12 protein-coding genes are annotated in these 15,834 nt (G+C 60.3%); 4 read left to right on the top strand and 8 right to left on the bottom strand.

Annotated elements, in window-relative coordinates; all coding sequences use genetic code 11:
* Nucleotides 1-27: 27 nt before the first annotated feature.
* The 4 genes from GO988_RS09815 to GO988_RS09830 are packed head-to-tail and all read right to left on the bottom strand — an operon-like array spanning nucleotide 28 to nucleotide 7,241.
* The gene (locus GO988_RS09815) at nucleotides 28-2,436 is read right to left on the bottom strand and encodes a hypothetical protein (protein WP_157564711.1); all 2,409 of its coding nucleotides are present in this window, start codon (nucleotides 2,434-2,436) and stop codon (nucleotides 28-30) included.
* A gap of 58 nt (nucleotides 2,437-2,494) precedes the next feature.
* Nucleotides 2,495-3,703, bottom strand: a complete 1,209-nt coding sequence (locus GO988_RS09820) for a DUF4249 domain-containing protein (RefSeq protein WP_157564713.1) — start codon at nucleotides 3,701-3,703, stop codon at nucleotides 2,495-2,497.
* Entirely contained in the window at nucleotides 3,704-6,457 is a 2,754-nt protein-coding gene (locus tag GO988_RS09825; RefSeq protein ID WP_157564716.1) for a TonB-dependent receptor, read from the bottom strand.
* Between the two features lie 46 nt (nucleotides 6,458-6,503).
* Nucleotides 6,504-7,241, bottom strand: coding sequence for a hypothetical protein (locus GO988_RS09830; RefSeq protein WP_157564718.1), 738 nt, complete (start codon nucleotides 7,239-7,241; stop codon nucleotides 6,504-6,506).
* Nucleotides 7,242-7,503: 262 nt separating this feature from the next.
* Here GO988_RS09830 and GO988_RS09835 point away from each other — a divergent pair, with 262 nt between their 5' ends.
* Nucleotides 7,504-8,721, top strand: a complete 1,218-nt coding sequence (locus GO988_RS09835) for an alpha/beta hydrolase-fold protein (RefSeq protein WP_157564720.1) — start codon at nucleotides 7,504-7,506, stop codon at nucleotides 8,719-8,721.
* Here GO988_RS09835 and nth read toward each other — a convergent pair.
* The 3 genes from nth to GO988_RS09850 all read right to left on the bottom strand — a co-directional run bounded on the left by nth (nucleotide 8,646) and on the right by GO988_RS09850 (nucleotide 10,322).
* A complete protein-coding gene (gene nth, locus GO988_RS09840; protein ID WP_157564721.1) occupies nucleotides 8,646-9,344 on the bottom strand; it encodes an endonuclease III in 699 nt (232 codons plus the stop codon). The genes GO988_RS09835 and nth overlap by 76 nt on opposite strands.
* A gap of 179 nt (nucleotides 9,345-9,523) precedes the next feature.
* Complete coding sequence (locus tag GO988_RS09845; protein ID WP_317164831.1) at nucleotides 9,524-9,709, bottom strand: hypothetical protein; 186 nt, start codon at nucleotides 9,707-9,709, stop codon at nucleotides 9,524-9,526.
* The gene (locus GO988_RS09850) at nucleotides 9,687-10,322 is read right to left on the bottom strand and encodes an RNA polymerase sigma factor (protein WP_157564725.1); all 636 of its coding nucleotides are present in this window, start codon (nucleotides 10,320-10,322) and stop codon (nucleotides 9,687-9,689) included. The genes GO988_RS09845 and GO988_RS09850 overlap by 23 nt, the downstream gene beginning before the upstream one ends.
* Before the next feature lie 344 nt (nucleotides 10,323-10,666).
* On the opposite strand from GO988_RS09850, the gene GO988_RS09855 reads away from it, so the two are divergent.
* Nucleotides 10,667-11,383 (top strand): alpha/beta fold hydrolase, encoded by a 717-nt coding sequence (locus GO988_RS09855; RefSeq protein ID WP_157564728.1) that lies wholly within the window; start codon nucleotides 10,667-10,669, stop codon nucleotides 11,381-11,383.
* 236 nt (nucleotides 11,384-11,619) lie between these two features.
* A complete protein-coding gene (locus GO988_RS09860; protein ID WP_198172614.1) occupies nucleotides 11,620-12,573 on the top strand; it encodes a glycoside hydrolase family 43 protein in 954 nt (317 codons plus the stop codon).
* Nucleotides 12,574-12,722: 149 nt separating this feature from the next.
* Here the strand turns inward: GO988_RS09860 and GO988_RS09865 are convergent, their stop codons facing one another.
* On the bottom strand, nucleotides 12,723-15,035 hold the full coding sequence (locus GO988_RS09865) for a patatin-like phospholipase family protein (RefSeq protein ID WP_157564732.1): 2,313 nt from the start codon (nucleotides 15,033-15,035) through the stop codon (nucleotides 12,723-12,725).
* Nucleotides 15,036-15,280: 245 nt separating this feature from the next.
* Between GO988_RS09865 and GO988_RS09870 the strand changes: the two genes are divergently transcribed.
* Nucleotides 15,281-15,766: a hypothetical protein gene (locus GO988_RS09870; protein WP_157564734.1), complete on the top strand. Its 486-nt coding sequence runs from the start codon at nucleotides 15,281-15,283 to the stop codon at nucleotides 15,764-15,766.
* The last annotated feature ends 68 nt before the right edge of the window (nucleotides 15,767-15,834 follow it).

Genomic DNA, 15,834 nt, shown 5'->3' on the forward strand with positions numbered 1-15,834 from the left:
CTGCCGGCTGGCGCAGGGGGTAGGCGGTTACAAAGTGGGCTTCACTTCCAGCGTGAAGCTGGTGCTACCTGCCTGGCCATTAGCCGCTAGGCCCTGCACCACCACCAGGTAGCGGCCCACTTGGTCGGAGGTATAGAACGTCAGTTCTTGCGCGCGACCAGCGCTGGTTTTAATTTCGGGCTGCCAGTGGAGTAAGTTGCGAAAATCGGCCAGCGTACTTTGCTGCTGCTGAGCGGTTTCGTAGCGCGGAGCAAAAAACTCGCGCTGGCCCTGCACGCCTTCGTAGTCGGCCAGCAGCGCCCGCGGGTCGAGCGGAAAACCGGCCAAATCGCTCTTGTATGTGCGGTAGCTGACTACCCCCTCGTACACCTCGGGGCCGTAGTAATAGCGGTTGGTGACGACCGCCACCTGCCGAATGCGCAGCGGGTCGAAGGCCATGAGCTTGTTGACGTTGAACACCGGCACGCCATCTAGCAGCACCAGCGGGTCTTCGTGAAACATGACTTGGTGCTGCTTATCGGCCACCAAAAAGTGGAAGCCATCTTTGTGCAGCCGCACGCGCACGCCCATTACGTACTCGCGCATCACCTCTTCCATTACTTTAAAACGGGTAAAATCGTCGAGCCGGTACTGCTCGGCCGGCGTACCAAAGAAGCCCAGCGTATCGCGCGGGGGTAGGGCATACTGGGCGTGCGTGCCGAAGTATGCGCGCTGCACCTGCGTCTGGATATGGCGCTGGGTGAGTGCCGCCGTAAGCGCCGGCGCTAGGGCAAAACTGCTCGGCGTACTGGCCGCGTAGCGCGTCGAGTAAGGCGACAACAGTTCGAGCTGATAGGTGCTGTCGCGCCGCCAGTTGGTTTGCACTATCAGCTGGTGTGGGCCGTAAAGGTCCTTTAGCTCGAACTGCACCAGCCCATCGGGGCGGCTGCGCGAGCTGTAAAAACGCACCGTGCGGCTGGGCGTGGCCAGGTAGGCTACGATGCCGGGCGCCGGCGCGCCAGCTGCTGTGCGCACGCGGCCCTGCACCAGGGGGCCGTTCAATTCAGGGGGGTAAGGCAAGGCGGGCGGGCGCGGGGCCAGCACGTCGCGCCAGCTAAAGCGGCTCCAGCCGTGCGTTAGCATGAGGTTGTCGGTGGCTGCGCGGCCCACCTGGCTAGAATCGCGCAGGTAATACACCGGGTTTTCGACGGTGCCTTTGAGGTCGCTGGTCAGGCTTAAAAAGCTGCTGATATCAACCGGGGCGGCGCCAGCGGTCAGCGAATCGAGCTGGTACACGGCTAGCGATAAATTGGCTGCCTGTGGCGTAGCAAGGTGCAAGGCTACCCGTTCGCGGGGCCCGTACTGCCCTTTGGCAGCCGCGGCGCTAATGGCGAGTGGGTGCCGGGGACGCTGAAAATACAGCCGCTCGCACACCGGCTCGCGGCGGCTATTAAAAAGGGTGAAATGTGAAACGCCATCCAGCAACTCGCGCTTATCAACCACAAACACGGCCTGGCCCTGCGCATCGAGCCGGACAACTTGCGCCGTAGCCACGTGCTGCCCCGAGTGCGCCACCAGCGCCAAGCTGGTGGCACCCGCCACCCGCGCCGCCACGCTGATGCGCAGCTGCGTAGCGCTAGCGTCTTCGAGCTGCAGCGCGTAGCCTTGGGCCGCTACGGCGGGCAGCTTAGCTGTGAGGCTGGTGCCATTGGCAAGCCGCAGGTCGGCCACGTAGGCAGCGCCCGCTTCGACGGGGGGGAGGGAGAAGCTGCCCAGGCCAAATTTGAGGGTACGAAAGGTGGCCACTACCGCGCCGCGGGTGTCGCGCACGGTGCCGGTAGCAGCCAAACCGTGGCCCGCCTTATCGGCAATGCGAAACGCTACCTTACTGGCCAACCCTTGCACCAGCGCGCCGCCTTCGGGGAAAAACTGCACGTCGGGTGCCAGCGCGGCCGGCGCCGGGGCTGGCCCCGAGGCGGCGAAAGTATTGATAATAGTAACAGGGATTTGGAAGTAAAATTCCGGCCCGAAGTTCTTCATCCAACTGGTGTAGGCCCGCACCACGTAGCGCCCCGAGGGCAGCGAAGCGGGCAAGTTAAGCGAGCCCTGGCCGGTAGCGTCACGCAGGGCAATGCTGGTTTGCACCACGGGCTGCTGCGCCTGATTGAGAATTTCGACGTAAGCTACCTTGCTCAGAGCTAAAGGCTTGTGGTAGGTGCCATCGACGGCATAAAGCTTCAGCCACATCGTTTCGCGGGCCGTGTAGGTGGGCCGGTCGAGGTGCCCGTACAGCTTTTCTACGAGCACCTGCTGGCCGTAGTGCGCCAGCTGCCGGCCAATGGTGGCCGCCAGCGAATCGGGCGCCTGGGCCTGCGCCAGACGGGGGGGTAGGGTCCATACCAGCACCGCCAAACCTAGCCCCCACCCCCGCCGAAAAAACGCGTCAAAAATCCTCATTATCAAAGCCTAAAACCAGGTTGCAAAAAAGTCGCCGCGCCGTGCTGGCCAATCGGCGCTACGGCCAGAAGCTGGGCTTCACGTTGGTGCCGCGCAGGCGGCAATCAACGCACTCGGGCGTGCTGGCGGTGTAAATAACCGAATTTCCCGACCCAAAAGTGATGGCGATGGGAAGGATATTGGGCTGTCGAAAAACGTTTAAAGCATTGTCTATGATGATGGTAGGAACCTCGGGGATGGAGAGGTCCTTCGGGACTTCAATCAGCTGGCAGGCATTATTCAAGGCATCAGAGTAGACTAGCCGGCCCTGCGGAAACTCGCCGCGGTCGATAAAAATGCGCTTTTCTACTACCGAATGAGCGCTCACGTAGCCTAGCACCGGCTCGGTAGCATCGCTGAGGCTGTGCACGTTGCCCGTCAGTTGAGACGGCAGCGGGTCGTTGATGGTGCCGATATTCTCTGTGTTTTTGCGCAGCGCTTCCCAATAGTCATACTCGGCCTGCGACTGGGCATTCTGCCGCACCAAAATGCTGTACTTAGAGCCTAGCCGTTCATTGGGCAGAGGTAGGAAAAGCAGCGGAAAATCAGTGACCACATCCTGGGCGAGCTTGGTGGTGCTGGTCTGCTTGATGGCGGTCGAAATCTCCGTGCGCCAGCAGTTATAGATGTTTTCGGTGCGGGGCACGATGTATTTCGCGCCCGCCGGGGCGGGCGGCCCGCCGGCTATATTCTTGAATTCTACCGACGAATTGTAGGCGGAAGTGAACTCCCACGTTTCGGTATAGTCCCAGCGGTAGTAGCGCGTATTATTGCTAGCGTCGTGGGCATCGACATAAAGCTGAACCCCATCCTGCTCAAGTCGCCACTCTATGTTGTCGATGGGGGGGGTAGTCTTCACCGCCACTAGGTCCGAGAGGTACTCCTTGCCCTTGCTGGTGATGATGTGCAGCTGGTACTGGCGGGTAGGGGGCAGCGTTTGCACCGCCGACGCGTACGTGCCGGCCGGGCTCTCGGTGAGGGGGTAGTGCGTGCCGGCATTGTCCTGGATATAGACGGTAGCTTTGGCCTCGGCCGGCGCGCTGCCCGTGGCGGCCAGCCCCAGCGTGCGCGACAGCTTGACCACGGTGCTGCCCTGGCTGTTGATGAAGCCATCGACTACCAGGTAGTTCTGGGTGGCTGCCGGCACGTCGGGCGTGTACGACTCGACGCAGCCCCCAAGCCCCAGGGCGCTTCCCAGCAGGAGATAACGAATAGAAAACCAGTTCATCTAGAAGCGAAAATTGTAGGTAACCGTCGGAATGGGCTGGGCGAAAATGGACAGTTGGTAGCCCTTAATCTGGCCGTTTTGCGACTGGAAATAAACTGAATAGGGATTGTGGCGGCCCGTGAGGTTGTACACGGCTACCGTCCAGGAGCTGTGGGCCAGCTTTTGCACCTTGTGGTTGCCTTCGATGTTGAAGGCCAGGTCCATGCGGTAGTAGTCGGGCACGCGGTAGGCGTTGCGGTCCGAGTAGTACACGCGCACGGCGTTGTTGAGGGTGTACTTGGCGAGGGGCAAGGTAATGGGCCGCCCGGTGCTGTAGTTGAAGTTGGCCGACACGCTAAAGCGCCGGCTAAAACGGTAGTTGCTCACCAGTGTCACGTCGTGGGGTTTGTCGAAGTTGCTGGGGTAGTAAGCGCCGTTGTTGATGACGTCGGTGCCGGTACTCACCTGCACCAAGGAGCGCGAGTAGGTGTAGCTCAGCCAGCCGTTGAGCTTGCCCGTCGATTTGCGCACCAACAGCTCCACGCCGTAGGCTTTGCCCTGGGCATTTACCACGTCGGTTTCGAGGTGGTGGTTGAGCAGCAGGGTAGCACCGCCCTTGTAGTCGAGAAAGTCATGCATGACTTTGTAGTAGCCCTCGACCGATGTTTCAATGGTATTTGCCTTGAAATTGCGGTAGTAGCCCAGCGATACCTGGTCGCCCACCTGCGGCCGGATGTAGGTGTCGCTCAGCTTCCAGCTATCGGTTGGCGACACCACGGTGGTATTCGTGAGCTGGTGGATGTACTGCCGCATCCGGTTGAAGCTCAGCTTCACCGACGAGTTATCCGACACCGCGTACTTGCCCGATAGCCGGTACTCGGGGCCCTGGTAGGTGGCCATCACTTGGCCGCTGCCGTAGCTGGTGCTGCCCGTAACGGTGCCCTCGCTGCGCGACACGCCGGGCTGGTAAGTTAGCACGTCGCGCGGCCCCAACGCATTATAGAGCGAGTAGCGCAGCCCGGCCGCCACCGAAAAGCGCGGCGAAATATCGAAGCGGTCGGCCACGTACAAGGCGCTTTCCAGGGCGCGCTCGGTGCTTAGCGCATCGGGCACCACCAAAGAGTTTTCGCCCAGCGGCGTGAGGCGGCCCGGCGCAATCTGGTACAGCAGCGAGCTCACGCCAAAGTCGATGGTATGCTTGGAGTTGAGAAAATACGTGAAATCGGCCTGCAAGCCGCCCTGGTTCAGGTTGTAGCCAAGTTGTGAAGCCGTGGTAGGGTTGCGCTCGCTGGCCAGGCTATACTGGTAGCGGCTGAAAGTGCCCGTCAGCACCCCATACAACTTGTTGGTAATAACGTGCTTCCACTTCAAGCTGCCCGCCACGTTGCTGTATGCATACACGGTATCGGTGGCCAGCCGAAACCGGTCACGGCTGTAGTAGCCGGTGGCATACAGGCTGTTGCGGTCGCTGAAATCATACGAGATATGGGCGCTCAAATCATAAAACGACGCTGCGCTCGAACTCAGGCTTTTGCTCGGCAGCTGCTTGAGCAGCCAGTCGGAATACGAGGTGCGCCCGCCCACCAAAAACGAGCCCTTGCCCTTGGCTAGTGGCCCCTCCAGGGTGAGGCGGCTGGTGAGCAGCCCAATGCCGCCCGAAGCCGAGAGCTGCTTGCGGTTGCCCTCGCGGGTAGCAATGTCGAGCACCGACGACAGGCGCCCGCCGTACCGGGCCGGCACCGTGCTCTTGTACAGCTCTACCGACTTGAGCATGTCGGGGTTAAAGGCCGAAAAGAACCCGAACAAGTGCGCCGGATTGTAGATGGTGGCGTCGTTGAAAAGCACCAGGTTTTGGTCGGTGCCGCCGCCGCGCACGCTCATGCCGGTGTTGCCCTCGCCCACCGATTTTACGCCTGGCAGCGTCAGGATAACCCGCAGAATATCCGCCTCGCCAAATACCGTGGGCACCTGCTTTATCGTCTTAATATCCAGCTTCTGCACACCCATTTGCAGGCTGGTCACGTTGCGGTCTTTCTCGGCTTCTATCACCACTTCCTTCAGCGGAGTAATGTCTTCCTCCACGTCCAAATCGAGCTTGCCGTTGCCCTGCACCGCCAGCAGCCGGGTCGTATTCTTGAGGCCCAGGCCGCGCACAAACAGCTGGTGCCGGCCCACCGGCAGCGTGAGCGTATAGGAGCCAAACTGGTCGGTAGAAGCCCCAATGTTGGGCGATTCGATGTACACCGAAGCGCCCACCACGGGCTCGCCGCTCTTGGCATCGCGCACGCGCCCGCTGAGGGTGGCCTTGCCGCTGCTGCTGGGCTGGGCCTGCCCAATCTCGTACACCTTGCTGGCGGCCGGGCTGCCTACCCCCGCCCGGCGGGCTAGCGCTGGCGAAGGGGGGGTAGGCGCCTCGGCGGCGGGCACCTGAAAGAAATCAGCTGGCAGCTGGGTGTCGATGGGCACCCCGGTGGTGATGTACACGTGGTGCTCTGCATCGATGGCAAACTGGAGGGGGGTAGCCTGCAAAACCTGGCGCAGCACCACGTTTAGCGGCTGCGCGGTGGCTTGCAGCGTTACCCGCACGCTATCCACTTCGGTGGGGTTGAAGTAGAAGCGGTAGGGCGTAGTGGCCGCCACCTGCCGGGCAAACTCGGCAAACGGCAGCTGCTGAAAATTGCCGCTGATGGTAGCCGGCGGCCCCTGCTGCCCATGGCTCACCAGCCTACCCCCCAGCAACCCCAGTAAAAGAATAATTCGGTAAAAATTAGCCATATATAGCCTAAGCCAGTTGCAGAGAAATGGGCGATGTGGGGCGAGCCTAGCGCAGCAAAGAGGTGTAGTAGCGCAGCACCGCCACCAGTGAAGCCTCGCGGTTGTCGGCCCCAAACAACAAGCGGTTGCTGCGAGCAAACTTCTGTAAATCAGCTTTCTTATCAGGAAAAAGCTTAAGCACCTGCCCCAACTTGCTCACCTTGTGGTAGCGGCCGTGCTCCTGCACCAGCAGGCGGGTGTCTTCCACAAAGCTGCCGCCGATGCCGCGGGCCGCCGTGCCCTTGGTGGCTGTTTTGGTGCGCCGGGCCAGCAGCTGCACCGGGCCCGCCAGCAGCAGGTCGTAGAAGCCCGCCACGATGGTCTGGGCCGAGTCGGCCCGCAGCCGCACAAAGTGGTGGCCGTCGAGGTCAAAAAAATCAACCCTTTCTTTAATAAGCTGAATAGTAGCGGCCTGCACCGAATCGAAGAGCAGCACTTGGTCTTGGCTCATCTCGTAGAGCAGCGGTACCCGCTCGAAGTAGCTGCCGTCGTAGGCAATGGCCCCGCGCTGGGGCCGGTCGGTTTTGAAAAACGGCTTGCCCACGATGTACGCCGGCGTGAGGTCAACGTAGGCCATGCCATTTAGCAGCCGCGACTCGCCCTGCGTAGCGGCCGTGTACCGCGCTCGCAGCTGGCCGCTGGCCGCCACGAGGCTGGAGTCAGGCCGGGCCGTAGCCTGGCCGTGGGCCGGCGCACTGGCCAACCCGCTAAGTAGGCCGCTCAGGAGTAAAAAATAAAACTTCATCAAGCCTATCGGTAAAACGCAACGTATGAAGACTGGCCGGGCGGCTAGCCGCTGGCTGCGCTAGCCCTACCCCCCTCCTGAATCGTTTGCCTATAGCCGGCTGTTAGTCAACGAACAAGTGGGCCGGTTTGCCCCCGGATTAGCTTCGCAATATATTCACGCCGCATTCATGCCCGTCGGCCAGGGCTCTTGCCTAGTGCGCGCGGCCTGCCCGTTGCTCCCTTAGCAGGGCGCGCCGGGTGCCGCAGCCACCCTTTTTCTCATGAAAAAACTCTTCTCGCGCTTACTTACCCGGCTTGGTAGGGTGCGAAGAGCCGATACCGGCCTGGTCACGTTTCGCGTGACCAGCGTGCCGGCCAACACGCCGGTGGGGGCCACTATTTACCTCACCGGCAATTGCAACGGCTGGACGACCGACGACCCCGCTTTTGCCTTAGCCTTCGACCCGGCCGATGGCAGCTACGTGCTCACCCTACCCCCCGGCCGGCGCGGCACCCTCGACTACAAGTTTTGCCGCGGCAGCTGGGCCACCATCGAAACCGACGCCGACAACCGGGCCCTGCCCAACCGGCGCTACCTCTTCGGCCGGGGCGCACGCACGGTGCCGCAGCAGGTGCTGAACTGGGAGGACCAAGGTGGCATAATTCCGCCGCGGGCGCACTCGGCCTCGCCCAATGTGCATATTTTGTCGGCCGCGTTTGCCCTGCCGCAGCTGCGGCGCACCCGGCGCGTGTGGGTGTACTTGCCGCCCGACTACGGCAGCGGCGCCAAGCGCTACCCCGTGCTGTACCTACAAGACGGCCAAAATGTGTTTGACGAGTTTACGTCGTTTGCCGGCGAGTGGGGCGTCGACGAAACCCTGGACCACCTGGCCGCTACTGGCCAGGACTTGGGCGGCTGCTTGGTGGTAGCCGTTGACAACGGTGGCCCGCTGCGCCTCGATGAGTACTCGCCCTGGCGCAACGCCCGCAACCGGCGCGGCGGCGAGGGCGAGCAGTACGTTGATTTTCTGGCCAATACCCTCAAGCCCTACATCGACTACCACTACCGTACCCTGCCCGACCGGGCGCACACCGGCGTGGGCGGGTCCAGCATGGGCGGGCTTATTGCGACCTATGCCGCGCTGCGCTACCCGGCGGTTTTTGGGCGGGTAGGGGTGTTTTCGCCCGCCTATTGGTTTGCCGGGCAGTCGTTGCTAGCTTATGTGATGCAGCATCCACCCCTGCCCGATACGCGCTTCTATTTTTTGTGTGGCACCAAGGAAGGCCCCACTATGGTGCCGCTGATGGCCGCCTTGCGCGATGCGCTGCACACCAGCGGCGTGCCGGATAGTGATTTGCATTTCAATACTTTAGCCGATGGCCAGCATGCAGAGTGGTTTTGGCGGCGCGAATTTGCAGCTGCCTACAGCTGGCTTTTTGCTGAGGCTGTTCCCGAGCCGCCACCCGCCAGTACGCCGGGCGCCACCACCTTGGCGTAGTAGGCGCAGAAATCGGTGAGCGGGCAGATGCTGCACTTCGGCGAGCGGGCTACGCAGATGTAGCGCCCGTGCAAAATGAGCCAGTGGTGCGACTTTGGTACCACTTCCTGCGGGATGTATTTGATGAGTGCCCGCTCCACCGCCAGGGGAGTAGTAGCCGTGCGGGGCACCAGCCCCAGCCGGTGCGATACTCGAAACACGTGCGTATCCACCGCCATCGCCGGCTGGTTGTAGATGACCGATACGACCACGTTGGCCGTTTTGCGGCCCACGCCGGGTAGGCGCTGCAATTCTTCGATGGTGCTGGGCACTTCGCCTCCAAACTCGCCGGCCAGCAGCCGGCCCAGCCCCGCTAGGTGCTTGGCCTTATTATTCGGGTACGACACGCTACGGATAAACGGGAAAATATCCTCTGCCGAAGCCGCCGCCAGCTCGGTGGGGGTAGGGAACTGCTCCAGCAGCGCGGGCATCACCTGGTTTACGCGCTTATCGGTGCACTGGGCGCTCAGCACCACGGCCACTATCAGCTCGTAGGGATTGCGGTAGGCTAGCTCAGTTTTGGGCTCCGGAAAATTGGTGGTGAAGTAGTCAATAAAGCGGCGAAACCGTTCGGGGCGAGTCATGCAGAAGAAATCAGCCCAAGCAGGCTTTCCGCAAATTTAACCCAAAAAGAACGTCATGCTGAGCTCGTCAAAGCATCTTACCCGCGCCACTAGGTTACTACTCCTAACGGCGCGAGCGAGATGCTTCGACAGGCTCAGCATGACGTTCTTCTAAAGCTCGTTCCCTCCCCGGGAAAAACCTAGCGCATAAAAGTGCGCGAATACTGCAAAATAGCCGCCGTGCACGCCGGGCGCGGTGCCCGCGCCAGGTGGTCGAGCGCGCGCTGGGCCAGGAGCAGGTCGGCGCAAGCCATCGCCAGCTCGGGGTCGTGCAACAGGGCCTCCTCTATTTCGTGCTGTTCATCAGCCGGCAATTCGTTGTACACGTAGCGAAGCAACGTTGGGTGGGGTAAGGTTTGTATCATAAAGGAGCGAATGGGCGGCCATTTTCTTCCGCAGGTTAATTAATGCGTAACGCATGCGGCCCAGCGCGGTATTGATGCTAACGCCAGTTGCGTCGGCAATTTCCTGAAAGCTCATGTCGCCGTAGTGGCGCATCAGCAGCACTTCTTTCTGGGCAGCGGGTAGTTCTTGAATGAGCTGACGCAGATGAGCATGGCTTTCTTCGCGGCCCAAAATATCATCGGTCGACTCTTCTGCTAGGTGTAACGAATTTGCCAGGCCCGCGTTGTCGTCAAGGCTGGTTTGGGGGGCGCGCTTCGCCCGGCGGAAGGCATCGATGGCCAGGTTGTGCGCAATGCGGCACAGCCAGGAGCCAAACTTGCCTTCGTCTTGGTAGCGCCCGCTTTTGAGGGTATGAATGGCCTTGATAAAGGTGTCCTGCGTCAGGTCCTCGGCCATATCCTCATCGCGCACCACCAAATGAATAGTGGTGAACACCCGCGCCTGGTGGCGCTGGAGCAGCTGGGCAAATGCCGCTTCGCGGCCGGCCAGGTAGAGGTCGATGAGCGCGGAGTCGCTCGGCTGCATGGGTTCCATAAAGAACTACGGGTTATAGGGGAACGTAGAGCTTCTGGTCGATAGTATGCAGAGGTTAAGAAAAAGATGGAATGAGTAGCGAATGAAGCCGCTATAATCGGGCCAAATGTAACAGGGACGGTGCAAGTTATGCAAGCCGCCGCGGGTAGCGATGAAAAATAAAGACGGATACCTAGCGCAAGTAGTGGTTCTGGTCGACGGATGAGAACTCTCGGTCGATAATCGTTGCATTTCAGCGCTTAGTTTTTAATAACTCGCTAGGAAGCACAGCGTACAAGCCCGGATATTTGCTACCTGCTCTTCGATTAAGCCTACCGCTCGCCTCCGCTCTTTATTATTTTAGTATGTTGACTTACCTCGCCCTGCACTATTGGGCAGGCTCGGGCCGCGAATTTGAGAATTTGCGCCCGTTGCTACCCCCTGGTGCGCGCCTGCTGGCCCCCGACTTGCCGGGGTTTGGCGCCCAGGCTGCCCCCGCTGGCTTCGATTACTCCGTTAAAAGTTACACCGATTGGGTAGAGGAATACAGTACTAGTCAGCAGCTAACCGACTATGTCGTAATTGGACATAGCATGGGCGGCAAGTTTGCGCTGGCCTTGGCCGCCCGGCGGCCAGCCGGCCTGCGCAGCCTGCTGCTCCTCTCGCCCTCGCCGCCTACCCCCGAGCCCATCAGCGAGCCTGACCGGGCGGCCAGCCTTGCGGCCTACGGCCAGCCCGCCGAGGCCGAGCACACGTTTTCCAAAATTACCAATATCCCGCTGCCTGCTGCGTGGCACGAGCAAGTAGTAGCCGACAACCTGCGCACCAGCCAGGCTGCTTGGGATGCTTGGTTGCAGGCCGGCTCCCGCGAGGATATTTCGGCCCTGATGCCGCATATCAACGTGCCGTGCCGCCTGCTGGTGGGCGAAAACGACCGCGCCATTCCGCTCGAAGCGCAACGCCGCCAAACGCTGCCCTTGCTGCCCCAAGGCACTGCCTTGGTAGCCGTGCCGGGCGCCGGCCACCTGCTGCCGCTAGAGGCACCCGAAGCCCTGTTTCAGGGGCAAGGCGGCGAGGGCTAGCGCCGGTGGGCGCGCCAAAACAAGGGGGTAGGGCAGTGAAAAATCAAGTTGATTTCACAAAACTGGTGCTCGGCCAATTGTTCAGCTTACAGCAGGCGTTAGCGGGTTAGCCGCTGCCCATCATTCGCATTGCCAGTTTCTTACGTGTTGCACATCCCCTCCGAAAGCAGAGAACCGGATAGCGTATGATACCCAATAAGCCCAAGAGCTCGGCTGCAGATTTTTACCAAAACCCCGTGCTCGACGCTGATTTTCCAGACCCGAGCGTGCTGTTGGCGGCCGATGGCTACTACTATGCCTATGCTACCCAAACCAAGCGGGCAGGGCAGGTAATCAATTTTCAGGTGGCCCGCTCCAATAACCTCGTGGACTGGGAATACCTGGGCGAGTCGATGCCGCACAAGCCTACGTGGGCGGCCGAAACCCAGCGCTTTTGGGCCCCCGACGTGAGCCAGCACGCGGATGGCCGCTACCTTATGTATTTCTCGGCGCAACCCAACGACCCCACAGCGGGCCTGTGCCTGGGTGTGGCCGTGGCCGAGCGCCCCGAAGGGCCATTTCGCGACAGTGGCCAGCCGCTGCTAGCGGGGGGTAAGGGCTTTGAGGATATTGACCCTATGCGCTTTGTGGAAGATACCGGGCGGCAGCTGCTGTACTGGGGTTCGGGCTTTGGGCCGCTGCGTGTGCGCGAACTGACAGCCGACGGCCTTAGCTTTTTGCCCGGCAGCGAAACCCGCCAGATTGTGCAGCCCCGCACCGATACTACCACCTACGGCCGCCTCATAGAAGGAAGCTGGGTGCATTTCCGGCAGGGTTGGTACTACTTGTTTTACTCGGGCGACAACTGTTGCGGGCCCGATGCGCGCTACGGCGTGCTGGTGGCTCGCTCGCGCCACCCCACCGGCCCCTACCAAACACTGGCGCAAGCCACGGGCACGGCGGGCACCATTCTTACTGGAAATGAGCGCTGGCAGGCACCCGGCCATAACACGCTCGTGACCGACGACGATGGTCAGGACTGGCTCATCTACCACGCCATCGACCGCCAGCAGCCCACCTTCGATGCCATCAACGACGAGCAGGGTTTTTCGCGCCGCGTAATGATGATGGATAAAGTGCGCTACGACGCCGACGGCTGGCCCCAGGTAGGCAGCCCCAACAATGGCCCGCAGCCCGGCCCGGCTGTTTAAAAGAGAATGCCTTGTTAGTTACTAGATAGGTCTGGCACCAGAACGACTTACCTCAACTATGAAAAGAGTATTTACAGAAACAAAGAAGAACGTCCTGCTGAGCTTGCCGAAGCAGGACGTTCTTCTTTGTTTCTGTAAATACATTCACTTTACTCCAGTGAGCGCCCGCGGAATAGAATGTAGCCGAGGTGGCCGTACAGGCCAAAGCGGTGGTTGGGGTCGTCGTAGTACACGGCGTGCACGGCCAGCGGACCAACGGGGGTAGTAAAGATGACGCCAGTCGAACCCGTGAGGTAGGGCCGGCTAACGCCGCTGGTGCGGTCAGCCAACTGGTTGTTGTCCTGTAATTGTTCGAAGTTGGCGTGCACATAAAGCTCCGAGCGCCACTCGAGGCTACCCAGCACCGGCCGCGTGTAGCGCAGGCCGGCTGCCACGTAGCGCGGCGAGCGGTAATTATCCAGAAACAAGGTGCGCGAATCGACGAGCGGCGCAAAAACCGGGGCCGACGTCAGCGACGAGCGGTAGTTCAAAAACCTACCCTGCCCGCTCACCACAAGCTCGCCAAAATAGCCCCACGAAGCCTTGTCCTGGCCCAGCGGTTTGTAGCGCTCGTAGGTGGCCCGAAATTGCAGCCAGTCGTGGTGGCGCCGGGCCTCGTCGGTGAAGATAGAGGTAGTGCCCGGCGTAAATACTTCGCCACCCGTGACGCCCCGCAGCGTCACCACGTAGCGCCGCCCGGCCGTGGCGTACTGCTTGCGGTTGAGCGAATTGCGCGTAAAGCGCAGCGCCGCCGTGGCTCCTTTAAAGGAGGTACGGTCGAGCACGTCGCTCGATTGAATATCGGCCGTATTGGCGTAATTGTCAATGTTGTAAAACGCGCCAATGTCGAGCACCACGCGCGAGCGGTAGCGCGGCGACAAGCCAATTTGGCCCCCCACTTTGGTGTCTTGCTGCCGTACTTGGGTGCTCAGTACATCGCGCCCCAGCACGCCGCCGGTGTTCTGGTAGTCCCACTGATTATACGTGATTTGGGGCTGAAGAAAAAACGGCAGGCGGCCCGGCGCATTAATGCGAAATGTGCCCTGTGCCCCGTTGTAGAAGCGGCCCAGACTTACGTTGGCCGCTGTGGAGTACAGCAAGCTGCGTAAGTACTTAAATTCAATGCCAAAGTATAGATTATCAATGGGCCGCGTGCTGAGCACAAAGCCCACTTCGGCCGACACGTTATTGTTTTTCTGGGCATCGACGCTGAATACGTAGCCCTTCTGCGCGGGGTCGTAGCGGATACGCGGGTAGATGTCGCGGAAATAATCGTCCGACGCCAAACGGTAATAACCTTCCTCTAGGTCGTCGAGATTATAGGTAGAGCCGTTGCGCCGAAAAAACTTGCTGGCGTAGGCGTTTTGGTCGGGGCGCAGGCCCTGCACCTGCACCTGCACAAAGCGGGGGGTAGGGGCCGCATTCTGAAACGCCCGGCGCCGGCGCTGCAAGTCGAGGGTATCGACGCGGCGGCCAATTTTGCGCCGAATCTCCTCCAGCTTGCGCTGGGTAGCCGTGTCACCCTTGGCGATGAGGCCGCGCACCTTGTCGAAATCGGTGCCGCCAAACGTTTCGAGGTTGGGCTGAATAAAAATGCCGTTTTTGCCTACGCTGCTAGTATCGGCTACGTTGGCACCCAGGAATACCAACGTGGTGGCCAGTAGTTTGTCGTCGTCTTTGAACGGATATTTCCGGTACGCCACGTCGCCTACGTTCACCCCGATAATGACGTCGGGCTGGAACTCTTGGCGCATCACATTGGTCGGGAAGTTGTCATAAATACCGCCGTCGAAGAGGTAGCGCCCATCGGGGTTGCGGATAGGCCGAAACGCCAGCGGCACGGCCATCGAGTTGCGCACGGCATCGGCGAGCAGGCCCGACTTCTGCACCACTTCCTTACGGGTAAAAATTTCGGCCGCTAGGCAGCGGTAGGGCACAAAGAGCTTATCGAAGTCGTAGTTGGCTTGGGCAGCGGCCGGCGCCAGCAGCCGGGCCAGTGCAAAGTTCAAATTAAGGTCGTTGACCAGATTGGGGCTGATGCGGGTATGAAACGTGGAGTCGATGGCTACCCCCAGCCGCAGGGCCGAGGGGTCGGGCTCGGCCGTGAGAAAATTAAACGTCTTGTCTTGCAACTGCTTACCCGAAACCCAATATTGAAATTCGGGCGTTAGCACAATCTGCTCAATTTCGCGGGGCGAGTAGCCCGCCGCATACATGGCCCCAATGACGGCGCCCATGCTGGTGCCAATAATGTAATCGACCGGAATACCATTGGCTTCCAACTGCTTGAGTACTCCAATGTGAGCCAGTCCTTTGGCCCCGCCGCCGCTCAGCACCAGCCCTACTTTTTGAGCCGGCGCTGGCAATACCCACGTGAGGACCAGCAGCCAAACAACCAGCGTGCGCAGTAAAATTTTAATCATGCAGTAAAATAAGGGGGTAGGGGCTTGGCCCTCGTTTTAAGCTCGTCTCGTAGCAATAATTGACTAAGCAGTATAGCCCACCTAAAATTGCCAAAATGCTGTGCAATATTGGAAAGAGAGTAGAAACCTGGTCCTTTGTTTAACAAATTGATAGTTAGTGTTCAACACGCTGAATTTTGTGAAAAAAAAGCTAACCAGTCGATGAATTTTGCGTTAGTTTAAAGTCTACACTAAATGGCAACCCGATGAAGACCCCCGCCCCCGCTGAAGACGCCAGTAGTAAACCGGTTCGCAAACGCACCAAGACCCGGCCCGCGGCTCGCCGCCGCACTATCGAAAACACGTACTCCGACCCCGCCCTGCGCGAGCGCCTAAAAGAAGAGATTCGCGCTGCGGCCAAGGGCGGCGACCCGGGCACTTGGAGTGCCCGCAAGTCGCAGCTGCTCACTCTGGCTTATCAAAAGCAGGGTGGCGGCTACTTGCAGCAACACCCCAACTCCAAACAGAAAGAGTTGAAGGAATGGACCAAGCAAGACTGGCAAACGTCTGACCAGCAGCCCGCTCGCCGCGCCACTGGTACCACGCGCTACCTGCCCAAAAAGGAATGGGAATCGCTAACGTCTGCTGAAAAAAAGGCTACCAACGCGAAGAAAAAAGCCGGCTCCCGCGCCGGCGAGCACGTGGTAGCCAACACGGCTGCCACCAAGCGCTCCCAGCTCCCGCTCAAATAGCCCGCGGCAAAGCCTGCGGCTACCCTACTTTCGCGAAGCCGATGGCACATGCCGTCGGCTTCGCTTTG

Source organism: Hymenobacter ginkgonis, assembly GCF_009755225.1.
Classification (GTDB): Bacteria; Bacteroidota; Bacteroidia; order Cytophagales; family Hymenobacteraceae; genus Hymenobacter; species Hymenobacter ginkgonis.

Coding starts and splice junctions, on each gene's coding strand:
- GO988_RS09815 (WP_157564711.1), bottom strand. CDS start 2,436: ATGAGGATTTTTGACGCGTTTTTTCGGCGGGGGTGGGGGCTAGGTTTG.
- GO988_RS09820 (WP_157564713.1), bottom strand. CDS start 3,703: ATGAACTGGTTTTCTATTCGTTATCTCCTGCTGGGAAGCGCCCTGGGG.
- GO988_RS09825 (WP_157564716.1), bottom strand. CDS start 6,457: ATGGCTAATTTTTACCGAATTATTCTTTTACTGGGGTTGCTGGGGGGT.
- GO988_RS09830 (WP_157564718.1), bottom strand. CDS start 7,241: ATGAAGTTTTATTTTTTACTCCTGAGCGGCCTACTTAGCGGGTTGGCC.
- GO988_RS09835 (WP_157564720.1), top strand. CDS start 7,504: ATGAAAAAACTCTTCTCGCGCTTACTTACCCGGCTTGGTAGGGTGCGA.
- nth (WP_157564721.1), bottom strand. CDS start 9,344: ATGACTCGCCCCGAACGGTTTCGCCGCTTTATTGACTACTTCACCACC.
- GO988_RS09850 (WP_157564725.1), bottom strand. CDS start 10,322: ATGGAACCCATGCAGCCGAGCGACTCCGCGCTCATCGACCTCTACCTG.
- GO988_RS09855 (WP_157564728.1), top strand. CDS start 10,667: ATGTTGACTTACCTCGCCCTGCACTATTGGGCAGGCTCGGGCCGCGAA.
- GO988_RS09865 (WP_157564732.1), bottom strand. CDS start 15,035: ATGATTAAAATTTTACTGCGCACGCTGGTTGTTTGGCTGCTGGTCCTC.
- GO988_RS09870 (WP_157564734.1), top strand. CDS start 15,281: ATGAAGACCCCCGCCCCCGCTGAAGACGCCAGTAGTAAACCGGTTCGC.